This is a genomic window from Exiguobacterium sp. S3, assembly GCF_018617295.1.
GTDB classification, from domain to species: domain Bacteria; phylum Bacillota; class Bacilli; order Exiguobacteriales; family Exiguobacteriaceae; genus Exiguobacterium; species Exiguobacterium profundum.
On sequence record NZ_JACSJW010000001.1, the window covers coordinates 278,975 to 290,949 of the forward strand.

The following is an 11,975-nucleotide window of genomic DNA, read 5'->3' on the forward strand; positions in this document are numbered from 1 at the left end:
GTTGTAGCGAATGTTGCACAATTGTGAACATTCCACTCTCTGCCATAACTATACCACTCTATTATTTCGCTTCACAACGATGATTTGATGGACCAAATGAAAAAGAAGTCACAATTGTGACTTCTTTTATGTCAGGCATACGAATGCAGACCGGCAATGACCAGGTTGACGAAGACGAGGTTGAACATGATGATGGCAAATCCACCGACACATAACCAGGCCGCTTTCGTTCCTGTCCAGCCACGCTGAATGCGCATATGCAAGTAGTAAATATAGATCAGCATCGTGATGAGGGCCCAAACTTCTTTCGGGTCCCATCCCCAGAAACGGTTCCAGGCAATCTGTGCCCAAATCATCGCAAAGATCAGACCACCAAGGATAAAGACCGGTAATCCAATCGCGACCGAGCGATAGCTGATTTCATCAGCAAGGTCGAGATCGACTTTTTTTGCAAGGGGTTGGAGCGCTTCAGCGACGCGTTTACGCAAGATGACAAAGCGGAGCAACACATAGATTACAATTCCGCCGATGACCGACCAGATGAGCGTGTTCAACTTGAGTGTATTGATCCAGTTCGGGAGCTCGAGTGACAAGCCACTCGCGCCAGACACGAGTTGTGCCCCTTCTGGGACGAACAAGATCGGCATGAAATATTCATACGTCTCCGCTTGACCGCGGTCGTTCGTGAACTCGACGACACCTCCGGCACCAATCCCCTTGAATAACATCGAGACGATGATGAAGCCGAGCGTGCACATGAGGACAAACATCGTCACTTCGAGCCACGTCCGTGACTTAGACTGTTCTTTCATCGATGTTTCGTTCAATAAGAAAATGAGGCCCGATGCAAAACTAATGGCCAAAATCCCTTGTCCGAGCGCAGCCGTCGTAACGTGAATTTTCAGCCATACACTGTTGAGTGCCGGGATGAGCGGTGCGACCTCACTCGAGAACATTGAAGCGAAGGCGATGACGAGTAACGCCACCGGCATCGCGAACAAGCCGAGCACATCATTTTTATAAATTCCATATACGACGAGGAACCCAAGTACCATCATCATACCGAAGAACGTCGTATATTCGTACAAGTTTGATACCGGCGCATAGCCGACACCTGCCCAGCGCATAAAGAAATATGTCATTTGAGCGACAAAGCCGATGATTGCCAAGATAAAGGCGTATTTCCCATAGGCAACACGGTTGACGTTTCGATCTTTACGCATACCACTGACGGCAATCGTAAAGAGAACCGTCGAGATTGCGTACAGGAAGAACGCGATAAACAGCATTCGGCTGCTCCATTCAATCCATTCCATCAAGATTCCCCTCTTTCATCTGTTGACTCGTTCTCCGACTTCTCTGTGAATCTCGCCTGGTCTTCCCACATCGGTAAGCCAGTTTGTTCTAATAGCGGCGACACTTCACGACGGAGCGAGGACGGGTTTTTATTCGTAAAACCGGCGACAAGCACGCCCTCTTCATGACGACGGATCCAAACGCGACGGTGTGGCCAGTACATGCCCATCGCAATACCGATCATAAAGATCGTGGCACCGACGATCAAAATCGGATAGGTGGAGTCACTCTTCACACGTAAACCACTCGTGCTCGCCATCTCTGTACCTGCAAACTGGACATCGTAGCGGTTCTCTTCATCAGCGACATTCAGACGAATGCCGATTAAATTCGACTCCGTTTCTCCTTCAGGTGATTCAACGTTGAAGAAGAAGGCAGGATTCAGTGCACGTGGTGATTTCGTATTCGGTTGTCCATCTTTCACTTCAAAGTCTGGATACAAATCTTTCAACGTGACGGTGACCCCATCGAGCTCATAAGACTTTTCCGGATTCTCCAAATCAACTTTGAACGGACCATATTCGTCGCCGGTTTCTTTATCTGCCAACATGAACGACATCGATAAGAACTCTGGACGACTTGAATATTGTTCCTGATACACTTCAAATTTATCGAACTTAAACGGGTGGTTGACTTTCGTCGAACCGACATCGACTTGCTCGAGTTGCGGCGATCCGTCCTCGTTCGTTCCCGTCTTTTTGAATAACGTCAACTCTGTCTCATAATTTTTAGGAACGGCTCCTGCTTTTTCAATGGCGGCCGCGAACTTCGCGTCCTCTTCATTGTTCTCAGGGTCGTACATTTCAAGAATGAACTGGTCGTTCCGTAAGTAGTACTCGCCGTCAGTCGCCTCTAGCGACACCGTTTCGCCTTCACGCACCCATTCGAGCGTATCCGTATGGAATGCAGGGAACACTCGCAGCATCGCCCCTAGGAAGAAGATGACAAGTCCGAGGTGGTTGACGTACGGACCCCAACGACCAAACCGGTGTTTCTCTGCTAACAGGGCATCGCCGTCCCGTTTGACGGTATATCGTTTCTTTTTAAGTGCGACTGCGATCTCGTCAATTTGAGCCTCCGTCCCATCACCTTGTCCGAAGAGACGTTGCCCCTTCATAAAACGTTCTGTCCGTCTGACCGGTTGTTTTTTAAGCGCCTTATAGAGCGGAACCCCACGGTCAATCGACACGACGACGAGTGAGAGCGTCAACATGACAATCAGACCGATGTACCACCACGATGTGTATAGGTTATGGAATCCGAGGGCGTAATAAATAGAACCCGGTGTTCCATACTCCTCCATATAATATTGTTCAGGCGGTAATTGTTGTGGGATGTACATCTCTTGAGGAAAGATTGTTCCGATTGCCGAACCGACAATAATCAATGCAATTAACCACAACCCCACTTTGACCGATGCAAAGAAGTTCCACACACGGTCAATGATCGATTTCGGACGACGCTTCGACCGTAAATCAGCGCCTTCGTATTTCATATCTAGCATCTGTGCGTCCCCCGTTCGCTTACAATGACTTCTCGGCTAGCTCCATCAATTTCTCTTTCGTGAGTTCACCTTCATACTTTTCAATTACGTTCCCTTCACCATCGATGACGAATGTGACGGGTAGGTTATAAATGCCATACGCTCCTTCGACTTCGCTCTGGGTATCCATCAAAATCGGATAGTCGAGTCCGACACCAAGGTCGTTGATGAAATTATCGACACGAAGCGGTGTCTCTCCGACGTTCACGGCCCAAAAATCGACACCCATGTCTTGAAGTGTCGCATAGTTTTCTTGTACGACCGGCATCTCTTTCTTACACGGTTCACAGAACGTACCCCAGAAGTTCAAGAGCATCCCTTTCCCTTCGTAGTTGTCTCGCTCATACAAGGTCGAACCGTCGAGTGTGACGAGCTTGAAGTTCGGTGCCTCGTCGCCCGCCTCGATGCGTCCATCGTTACCCGCTTGGTCGAATGTTTGCATGATCGTAACCGCTCCCGCGAAGAGAACGACCGTCATGATCATCATCCGCCAAAATGACCTCTTTTTCTTTTTTGCGACCGCTTGTTCCATCCGGTCGTCTTTTTGTTGATCTTTTGTCATCGTTTTCACACCATCCTTCAGTTGCTATTGTACTGAAAAAACATTAAAAACGCACATTAACAGACTTTTTTCATTTTTTTGTCACACAATCTACACAATCAAAAAAATCATCCTATTTCAGGACGATTTTTTGTTGTTATTTTTTCTTCTTTTTGCCTCGTGGTTTCGGTGGAACGGTAGGGTTCGCAAGTTCCCGAAGCTTACTGATTTCTTTGTGTGAAAGTTCACGCCAGTCGCCCGTGTTCAGACCGTCGAGCGTCAAGAAACCGAACTGTTCACGCTTCAGTTTGATGACCTCTGAACCAATGGCTTCCACCATCCGACGGATTTGACGATTGTGACCTTCCGAGATGACGATTTCGAGGATGGCTGTGTTCTTCTTCTGGTCTACAGACTTCATCTTCACTTTCGCACTTCCCGTTTTGAATCCGTCATCGAGTTCGACACCAGACTCAAGCTGTTTGATGGCCAAGTAAGATGGGATATTCTTCACTTTTGCCACATAGCGCTTTTGAATTTTATATTTCGGGTGTGTCATCATGTTCGAGAACTCGCCATCGTTCGTCAAGATGATGAGCCCCGTCGTGTTGTAGTCAAGACGACCGACCGGGAATACCCGTGCTCCTGGTGGGACGAGGTCTGTGATGACTTTACGACCTTTGTCGTCATCGACCGTCGATACGTAGCCACTCGGTTTATAAAGCAAATAGTAGACGTGCTCTTCTTGTTCGATTTTGACGCCATCGACTTCAATCTCTGACTTCGGTCCAACTTTCGTCCCGAGTTCACGGACGACTTTTCCGTTCACGCGGACGCGACCATCCAAAATCATTTCTTCCGCTTTCCGACGCGAGGCGACCCCCGCTTGTGCGATTACTTTTTGCAAACGTTCCATATGATTAATCCTTCTCCAATCTCTCTTCTTGCTTCGGTGATTCCTGACCGAAGAACAAATCGCCTTCGTCTGTCAGTTCATCCTCAAATGTTAATGGTGGCAATTCTTCGAGCGAGTTGAACCCGAAATGGTCGAGGAAGTGCTCTGTCGTACGATACAGCTTGGCACGACCAATCGTCTTCGCACGACCAGCCGATTCGATCAATCCTTTCGATAACAACGTATGGATGACCCGTTCGACTTTGACTCCGCGAATCTCTTCGATATCCGCTCGTGTGACCGGCTGTTTGTAGGCGATGATAACTAGCGTCTCCATCGCTGCACGTGAGAGCGCCTGCTCAGCCATCGTCCCGACATATTTTTGAATGTACGGAGAGACGTCCGGAACGGTCACGAGCTTGTAGACACCTGCCGATTCCATGAGCTGAAACGGTCGATTCGATGACTTGAACGATGTCTCTAGCTTACTGAGCTGTTCTCGTGCCGCAGCTTCTGAGATATCGAGCGTCTCGGCAAGCGCTCGTACTTCCATCCCTTCATCACCGACGACGAACAGCAATCCTTCAATAATCGTCTCATAAGACAGCAACCGCTTCATCCCCTTTCTTTGATGATTCAATGAATGAGATTTGAATATCTTGGTCTAGTTGTTTTGTTACGACGACCCGTAGCTTGATCAGCTCAAGAAGCGCCATAAACGTCACGACGAGATCTGAGACGTTCGGTTGCTCGACAAAAAAGGCGAAAAACGATGTTTGTCTCGTCGACGATACGTGTTCATGAAGACGCGTCATCTGTTCTTCAAGCGTACGCTCTTCCCGCTTGATCGTCTTTTTGCGTCGTTCTTTCCAACGTTTCCGTTCAATCATCTTCGAATAGGCGTGCAATAGATCGGAGAAGTTGAGTGGACCGTCATACTTAGACACCTCTTCAGACATATACGTCGTCAAATCTTCACCCGGTCGCGTATACAATTCAAGACGGTGTTCTTCTTGTTCACGCATGAAGACGACCGCTTCTTTATATGCTTTGTATTCAATCAATTGACGAATGAGACCTTCACGCGTCGGTTCCTCACTGAAGTCTGGAACCTCTTCATCCTCGACCTGAACAGGCGGTAACAATTGCTTGCTCTTCAATTGGAGCAACGTCGCCGCCATGACCAAGTATTCACTGGCCACATCGAGTTCAAATTTTTGCATCGTGCGAATATAGCCGACATACTGGTCAGTGACTTCTGCCACGGAAATGTCGACGATATCAATCTCCATTTTTCCAATCAAATGGAGCAACAGGTCGAGTGGACCTTCGAACGTATCAATTTTAACGTTATAGGCTTCCATAGAGACACCTGCCATTTTACATTTTTGCGCTTTAGTATAACATGTTTTATAACACCGTGGACACGAAAGGAGAAAATTGATTCATGACCCCTTTTATTCATTATACGTTGCTTTTTGAATGTCATGCCGATTATTTCGAATGTCATGAGGTATTAGAAGAGGCGTGGCAGGCAGACGGACGCCGTCACCACGGCTATGCGGCACTCATCCAATACGCCGTCATCCACTATCATTTACGACGAGACAATCTCATCGGCGCGAAAAAGAGCTTGCGACTCTTACGTCGAAAGATTGACATCGCTTCTCCCTATTTGAATGAACTCGGTCTAGATGTCGACTCCTTCATCGCACAACTCGAGGAATGGCCGCTTCGCGCGACGATTCCATTGCAATCAGATGTCCGTGAGACGGTCGAATCCCTAAAATCGACGTTTCCATCGACGGACCTAGCGTTCGAGCAATTGGTCCACAAGCATCTGCACCGTGACCGGAGTGAGGTCATCACGGAACGGGAGTTGGCACTTTTAAAAAGGCAACGTGCCAGAAGTTGACGTCAAGATTCAAGAAGTCTCCTTTTCATGATCAATGATGATTTTTTAACTTCTTAAACGCCATCACCCAACTCTCGAGATCGCTCCGATCATGTAAATATTCAGAAGGGGTTTCAAGTAAATCCATGCCAACTATCGTTTGTAAGCAGGACCAAACCACCTCGTCAGAAGCTGTCCAATCAAATCCATCTATATTTTCATACTGTTCCATCCACTGATGTGCCCAATCAGAGATTTCTTCTCGCGTTCGTTCTTGCCTGAGCACTTGCTCCATTCGATTGATCAGTTCATCAATTGTTACTCGATTCATGAATCCACCTCATTTAAAGGGTTTGTGATTTACTCCATGCAATATGCAAAACCCCCGCAGTCCAAGATTGCGGGGGTTTTTGTCATCAGACGACTAATTGATTCCATTTATCCAATAAATCGCCCGTCTTGCCTGTACCGGTTAGCGTCAAATCAAGTGGAAGGACGTTTCTTACCTCGTCTAGAAGCTCGTAAGAACGTTTCTCGCCACGGAATGATGGCGACAAGGCGATATGGTCGATGACCATTGTCGTTTCTTGTTGCTCCATACCAATGATACCAACGAAGTCTTCACCGACTTTCCACAAATAGAGGAACTTCGACTCCTCCTCGTCATACGATCGGACGAGTTCAAGCAAGCTTAGCGGAGATTTGTCACTGCATGAGAATGCGAGTAGACCCATCGCCGTCTTTTCATAAGAACGTTTATATTTGACCAGCATCGCTGGGTTCACCACCTTTTGTCATTCAAGTTTCACGACGTGAACACGTGAGAGACATGGTTCATTGTGCCATACCCTTCAGGCAAAAATCAATTCTCGTCCCAAACCTTCACTTCTGCCATCTTCGTACCTTGACGAAGTTTGACGGCATGCTCAAGACCAGATGTCACTTTACCGAATACCGTATGGACACCATCCAAATGCGGTTGTGGCTCATGGACGATGAAGAACTGTGAAGACCCTGTGTCACGACCTGCGTGGGCCATTGAGAGTGAACCCGCTTCGTGTTTGTGTGGGAACGATGTCGATGTCTCACAAGGAATCGTATAGCCTGCGCCACCCATTCCAGTTCCTTGTGGGCAACCACCTTGGCTGACGAAACCAGGGATGACACGGTGGAACGTCAATCCGTTGTAAAACCCGCTGTTCGCAAGTTTTTCGAAGTTTTCGACCGTGATTGGTGCTTCACCGTGGAATAAATCAAATTCAATCATTTCGCCATTTTCAAGTTTCATAGAACCTTTTTTCATGTTTCAAGCAACCCCTTTTTCATAATATGTATCCTGCTGTTTGACACTCACATTACCCATCTTATCAAAAAAACACGTCTGTCTCCACTTTTTTGTGGAAACAGACGTTCTGCCTTATTGAATCACCGCGTGAACGAGTGGACGGGCCTCTGGTTTCGTTGCACCGATCGTATACGCATGGTCTAAACGCTCGATGGCTGAAGACATGTCTTCGATGTTCGAACGGAGTACCGCGATCACATCGCCTACCTCGACACGGTCGCCGACTTTTTTCTCAAGCGTGATGCCTGCCGCAAAGTCGATTTTGTCTTCTTTTGTCGCGCGTCCTGCACCGAGAAGCATCGCCGCAACACCTACTTCGTCTGCGATGATCGACTCGACATAACCTGCTTCTTTTGCGACGAATGTCGTCTCATATGAAGCTTGTGGTAATTTCGTCACATCATCGACGAGTGATGCGTCGCCACCTTGTGCTTCGACGAACTTGCGGAACACCTCGAGGGCGTGTCCATCTGCAATGCGCTTCTCAAGATCGGCATATGCTTCTTCAAACGTTGGATAGAATTCACCGAGGACAGCCATATGTCCAGCGATCGTGAGAGCGATTGTTTTCAAATCTTCGACTTCTTTACCTGAAAGGACTTCAATCGCTTCTTTCACTTCGTTCGCGTTCCCGATTTCAAAGCCGAGCGGTTGGTCCATGTCTGTGATGACCGCGACCGTCTTACGTCCGACGTTTTTCCCGATTGCGACCATTTCTTCCGCGAGGGCTTTCGCATCATCAAACGATTTCATGAACGCGCCAGAACCTGTCTTGACGTCAAGAACGATACTGTCCGCGCCTGCTGCAATCTTCTTCGACATGATTGAACTTGCGATGAGCGGGATCGATTCGACCGTAGCCGTAACGTCGCGGAGCGCATACAAGCGCTTATCGGCAGGCGTCAAGTTCCCTGTCTGACCGATGATCGACATTTTGATATCATTTACTTGTTTCGTGAATTGTTCTTCCGTCAATTCAACGTTGAACCCCGGGAATGATTCGAGCTTATCAATCGTACCACCCGTGTGACCGAGACCACGACCGCTCATCTTCGCAACGGGGATGCCGATTGAAGCAACGAGTGGTGCCACGATCAAGCTGATTTTGTCCCCTACGCCGCCCGTCGAGTGCTTGTCAACTTTTTTCCCTTCGATGTTGGAAAGGTCAATCGTATCACCAGACTTCACCATTTCCATCGTCAATGCAGCCGTCTCGTTTTCAGTCATCCCATTGAAGTAGATGGCCATCGATAAGGCTGACATCTGATAGTCAGGGATTGATTCGTTCGTGAAACCTTCGACAACGAAGCGAATCTCCTCTTCGTTCAATTCTCCACCGTTACGTTTCTTTAAAATCAAATCGACCATACGCATAACTGTCGTCCTCCTAAAATTAAGTTACTTACATGCTTTTAATCGTGCCACGTACGAGAGAGAGGAAGTCTTGACGAACGCGCTCTGTCGTTTCGATGACTTCTTCATGGTTGAGTGGTTGATCTAAGATGCCTGCTGCCATGTTCGAGACACACGAGATCCCTAGGACACGCATATCCGAATGACGCGCGACAATGACTTCTGGAACGGTCGACATACCAACGACGTCGCCACCGAGAAGACGGGCCATTTTGACTTCAGCTGGTGTTTCGTACGTAGGACCTGTGTTACCGAAGTAAACCCCTTTTTGTACAGAAAGTCCAAGGTCTGAAGCGACACGTTCTGTCAATTTCACGAGCTCTTTATCGTACGCTTCTGACATGTCAGGGAAACGAGTCCCGAATTCACTCGCATTCTTCCCGATGAGCGGGCTCGTACCAAAGAAGTTGATATGATCTGTGATGATCATCAAGTCGCCTGGGTTGAATGACTCGTTACATGCTCCTGCCGCGTTTGTGACGATAAGAGTCTCGACACCGATCAATTTGAGGACACGAACCGGGAACGTCACTTGTTCCATCGAGTATCCTTCATAGAAGTGGAACCGCCCTTGCATGGCGACGACTCGTTTTCCTTCAAGTTCACCGAACACGAGTTGACCCGCATGTCCTTCGACAGTCGATACCGGGAAGTGTGGAATCTCCTCATAAGGAATCGCTACCGGGTTCTCAATCTCGTCCGCGAGGACTCCAAGTCCCGACCCTAGAATGAGTCCGATTTCTGGTGTACTGCCCATACGCTCCTGCAAAAACGCTTTTGTTTCGTTCCAATTTACCATGAATATTGCCTCCTCAAATTTCGTTTAAGAAACTCTTTCCGTTTGATGGTGCCGCGACGTCAAAGTTGTCAGCGACGGTCGCACCGATATCTGCGAACGTACCACGAATGCCTAAATCAACCGCTTTCGCTCCGTTGTGATGAACGATGAGCGGAACGTATTCACGCGTGTGATCTGTACCGGCATGAACAGGGTCATTTCCGTGGTCAGCCGTGATGATGAGCAAGTCATCTTCACGAAGGCGCTCCATCACTTCCGGTAAGCGAGCGTCATACTCTTCAAGCGCGACCGCATAGCCTTCCGGGTCACGACGATGACCGAATAATGCGTCGAAGTCAACTAAATTCAAGAAGCAGAGCCCTTCGAAGTCTTCCTCGAGCGACTCGACCAATTTGTCCATGCCATCCATGTTCGATTTCGTGCGGACCGCTTTTGTCACACCTTCACCATCGTAAATATCGCTGATTTTCCCTAATGCGATGACGTCTTTCCCAGCTTCCTCGAGCGTGTTCATGACGGTCTTGCCGAATGGTTTCAAGGCGTAATCGTGACGGTTTGCCGTACGGACCCATGCTCCTGGTGTCCCGATGAACGGGCGAGCGATGATTCGTCCGAGCATGTATGGATCTTCACGTGTGATTTCACGAGCGTATTCGCAGATTCGGTACAACTCATCAACCGGCACGATGTCCTCGTGTGCTGCGATTTGAAGGACTGAGTCGGCTGATGTATAGACAATCAGAGCGCCAGTCTCGACATGTTCTTCACCGAGTTCGTCCAAAATTTCTGTTCCTGACGCCGGTTTGTTTCCGATGATTTTACGTCCGCTGAACTCTTCGAGGCGGTGAATCAAGTCATCAGGGAACTCCTCGAATACACGGAATGGTGTATCGATATGAAGACCCATGATTTCCCAATGTCCTGTCATCGTATCCTTACCAGCTGAGATTTCTTCCATGCGACCATACGCACTCGGTGCATCCGATGCATCGATGCCTTGAATCGGCTTGATGTTCGAAAGTCCAAGTTTACCCATGTTCGGCATGTTCAATCCGTTATGTTCACGCGCGATATGCCCGAGCGTGTCGGCCCCTTTGTCACCGAACTGTTCAGCATCTGGTGCTTCACCGATACCGACCGAGTCCATGACGACTAAGAAAATACGTTTAAACTTCTTCACAAAAAATTCCTCCTTTTCGGTGTCTAGGCACGAGGGTGATGCTTACGATACACATCATGCAATCGTGATTTGTTGACGTGTGTATATACTTGCGTCGTCGCTAAATCCGCATGACCGAGCATCTGTTGAATGGCGCGTAAATCCGCACCGTTCTCGAGAAGGTGTGTCGCAAAAGAATGACGGAGTACGTGCGGTGTGATTTCTTTGTCAATTCCAGCAAGTTTGGCTCGTCGTTTGATCATCTTCCAAAATCCTTGGCGACTGAGCCGTCCTCCTCTGCCGTTTAAAAAGAGCGCTTCGGTCTCTCTGCCGCCAAGTCCGTTACGAGCTTGTTGGATGTAACGCTCGACAAAACTTTGGGCAACCGAGGATACCGGAATGATTCGTGCGCGCTCGCCTTTCCCTTCACATTGTAAATACCCCAATTCGAACTGCAAATCATCCAAATCCAAACCTAAAAGTTCACTGACCCGCATCCCTGTCCCGTAAAGCAATTCAAGCATGGCTCGGTCTCGTAACGAGAGCGGGTCCGACGTCGGGACGCTGTCCAACAGACGTTCAACTTCCGCTTGTGACCATGTATCCGGAAGTTGCTTTTCTGCTTTTGGAGATTCTAGGTAAAGAGACGGATCGGTCGTCGTGACTCCGGTCATTTTGAGATGATGATGAAACATCCGGATCGAACTGACAGCTCGTCTTAATGAGGACGAGGCACGCCCCGCCTGTGACAGTTCTTCGATATGTTTGACGATATGCGAACGTGTCACTTCATTCCACTCTTCTACCCCAAGTTGGGTCAAGGTCGATGCGTACTGCGTCAAATCGCTCGCATACGCCTGTCTCGTATTCGCGGACATCCGCTTTTCAACTGTCATGTATTGAAGAAATGACTCGATATGCGAACGCATCATACCCTCCTCCTTCCTTGTTTCACCTGAATACGCTTACAGCATATCACTTATGTAAACTGTTGTGAAGATGTCTGACCTCATTTTTTATTCACTTTTTT

At 48.3% G+C, this 11,975-nt stretch carries 14 protein-coding genes; 1 reads left to right on the forward strand and 13 read right to left on the reverse strand.

From position 1 onward, the window contains the following. Positions 1 to 131: 131 nt before the first annotated feature. The 6 genes from ccsB to KNO65_RS01515 all read right to left on the reverse strand — a co-directional run bounded on the left by ccsB (position 132) and on the right by KNO65_RS01515 (position 5,699). Positions 132 to 1,316, reverse strand: a complete 1,185-nt coding sequence (ccsB, locus tag KNO65_RS01490) for a c-type cytochrome biogenesis protein CcsB (protein ID WP_031423441.1) — start codon at positions 1,314 to 1,316, stop codon at positions 132 to 134. Beyond that, positions 1,316 to 2,860, reverse strand: a complete 1,545-nt coding sequence (gene resB, locus KNO65_RS01495) for a cytochrome c biogenesis protein ResB (RefSeq protein WP_214684089.1) — start codon at positions 2,858 to 2,860, stop codon at positions 1,316 to 1,318. The genes ccsB and resB overlap by 1 nt, the downstream gene beginning before the upstream one ends. A 19-nt stretch (positions 2,861 to 2,879) precedes the next feature. Next, positions 2,880 to 3,461 carry a thiol-disulfide oxidoreductase ResA gene (resA, locus tag KNO65_RS01500; RefSeq protein WP_047795228.1) on the reverse strand — a complete coding sequence of 194 codons (582 nt, stop codon included), beginning with the start codon at positions 3,459 to 3,461 and terminating at the stop codon, positions 2,880 to 2,882. A 136-nt stretch (positions 3,462 to 3,597) separates the two neighbouring features. Next, positions 3,598 to 4,356 carry a pseudouridine synthase gene (locus tag KNO65_RS01505; RefSeq protein WP_012726494.1) on the reverse strand — a complete coding sequence of 253 codons (759 nt, stop codon included), beginning with the start codon at positions 4,354 to 4,356 and terminating at the stop codon, positions 3,598 to 3,600. Positions 4,357 to 4,360: 4 nt separating this feature from the next. Continuing rightward, a complete protein-coding gene (gene scpB, locus KNO65_RS01510) occupies positions 4,361 to 4,954 on the reverse strand; it encodes an SMC-Scp complex subunit ScpB (RefSeq protein WP_074036818.1) in 594 nt (197 codons plus the stop codon). Then, positions 4,932 to 5,699, reverse strand: coding sequence for a segregation/condensation protein A (locus KNO65_RS01515; RefSeq protein ID WP_214781373.1), 768 nt, complete (start codon positions 5,697 to 5,699; stop codon positions 4,932 to 4,934). Before KNO65_RS01515 ends, scpB begins: the two co-directional genes overlap by 23 nt. 83 nt (positions 5,700 to 5,782) lie before the next feature. On the opposite strand from KNO65_RS01515, the gene KNO65_RS01520 reads away from it, so the two are divergent. Then, complete coding sequence (locus KNO65_RS01520) at positions 5,783 to 6,250, forward strand: DUF309 domain-containing protein (RefSeq protein ID WP_214781375.1); 468 nt, start codon at positions 5,783 to 5,785, stop codon at positions 6,248 to 6,250. Between the two features lie 31 nt (positions 6,251 to 6,281). On the opposite strand, the gene KNO65_RS01525 is transcribed toward KNO65_RS01520, so the two are convergent. From KNO65_RS01525 to xerD, 7 genes are all read right to left on the reverse strand, one after another. Continuing rightward, on the reverse strand, positions 6,282 to 6,560 hold the full coding sequence (locus tag KNO65_RS01525; RefSeq protein ID WP_214781377.1) for a hypothetical protein: 279 nt from the start codon (positions 6,558 to 6,560) through the stop codon (positions 6,282 to 6,284). Positions 6,561 to 6,645: 85 nt separating this feature from the next. Then, positions 6,646 to 7,002, reverse strand: a complete 357-nt coding sequence (locus KNO65_RS01530; protein ID WP_074036814.1) for a GCN5 family acetyltransferase — start codon at positions 7,000 to 7,002, stop codon at positions 6,646 to 6,648. An 89-nt stretch (positions 7,003 to 7,091) separates the two neighbouring features. Then, a complete protein-coding gene (locus KNO65_RS01535) occupies positions 7,092 to 7,532 on the reverse strand; it encodes a peptidylprolyl isomerase (protein ID WP_074036812.1) in 441 nt (146 codons plus the stop codon). Between the two features lie 114 nt (positions 7,533 to 7,646). Further along, positions 7,647 to 8,948: a pyrimidine-nucleoside phosphorylase gene (locus tag KNO65_RS01540; protein WP_074036810.1), complete on the reverse strand. Its 1,302-nt coding sequence runs from the start codon at positions 8,946 to 8,948 to the stop codon at positions 7,647 to 7,649. A 28-nt stretch (positions 8,949 to 8,976) separates the two neighbouring features. After that, the gene (locus KNO65_RS01545; RefSeq protein WP_012726501.1) at positions 8,977 to 9,786 is read right to left on the reverse strand and encodes a purine-nucleoside phosphorylase; all 810 of its coding nucleotides are present in this window, start codon (positions 9,784 to 9,786) and stop codon (positions 8,977 to 8,979) included. 13 nt (positions 9,787 to 9,799) lie between these two features. Then, positions 9,800 to 10,966, reverse strand: coding sequence for a phosphopentomutase (deoB, locus tag KNO65_RS01550; RefSeq protein WP_159562417.1), 1,167 nt, complete (start codon positions 10,964 to 10,966; stop codon positions 9,800 to 9,802). A 23-nt stretch (positions 10,967 to 10,989) separates the two neighbouring features. Beyond that, complete coding sequence (gene xerD / locus KNO65_RS01555) at positions 10,990 to 11,874, reverse strand: site-specific tyrosine recombinase XerD (RefSeq protein ID WP_167365518.1); 885 nt, start codon at positions 11,872 to 11,874, stop codon at positions 10,990 to 10,992. Positions 11,875 to 11,975: the final 101 nt, after the last annotated feature.

Bases quoted from the DNA above. Each gene is read 5' to 3' on its own strand.
- ccsB (WP_031423441.1), bottom strand. From the start codon at position 1,316: ATGGAATGGATTGAATGGAGCAGCCGAATGCTGTTTATCGCGTTCTTC.
- resB (WP_214684089.1), bottom strand. From the start codon at position 2,860: ATGCTAGATATGAAATACGAAGGCGCTGATTTACGGTCGAAGCGTCGT.
- resA (WP_047795228.1), bottom strand. From the start codon at position 3,461: ATGACAAAAGATCAACAAAAAGACGACCGGATGGAACAAGCGGTCGCA.
- KNO65_RS01505 (WP_012726494.1), bottom strand. From the start codon at position 4,356: ATGGAACGTTTGCAAAAAGTAATCGCACAAGCGGGGGTCGCCTCGCGT.
- scpB (WP_074036818.1), bottom strand. From the start codon at position 4,954: ATGAAGCGGTTGCTGTCTTATGAGACGATTATTGAAGGATTGCTGTTC.
- KNO65_RS01515 (WP_214781373.1), bottom strand. From the start codon at position 5,699: ATGGAAGCCTATAACGTTAAAATTGATACGTTCGAAGGTCCACTCGAC.
- KNO65_RS01520 (WP_214781375.1), top strand. From the start codon at position 5,783: ATGACCCCTTTTATTCATTATACGTTGCTTTTTGAATGTCATGCCGAT.
- KNO65_RS01525 (WP_214781377.1), bottom strand. From the start codon at position 6,560: ATGAATCGAGTAACAATTGATGAACTGATCAATCGAATGGAGCAAGTG.
- KNO65_RS01530 (WP_074036814.1), bottom strand. From the start codon at position 7,002: ATGCTGGTCAAATATAAACGTTCTTATGAAAAGACGGCGATGGGTCTA.
- KNO65_RS01535 (WP_074036812.1), bottom strand. From the start codon at position 7,532: ATGAAAAAAGGTTCTATGAAACTTGAAAATGGCGAAATGATTGAATTT.
- KNO65_RS01540 (WP_074036810.1), bottom strand. From the start codon at position 8,948: ATGCGTATGGTCGATTTGATTTTAAAGAAACGTAACGGTGGAGAATTG.
- KNO65_RS01545 (WP_012726501.1), bottom strand. From the start codon at position 9,786: ATGGTAAATTGGAACGAAACAAAAGCGTTTTTGCAGGAGCGTATGGGC.
- xerD (WP_167365518.1), bottom strand. From the start codon at position 11,874: ATGCGTTCGCATATCGAGTCATTTCTTCAATACATGACAGTTGAAAAG.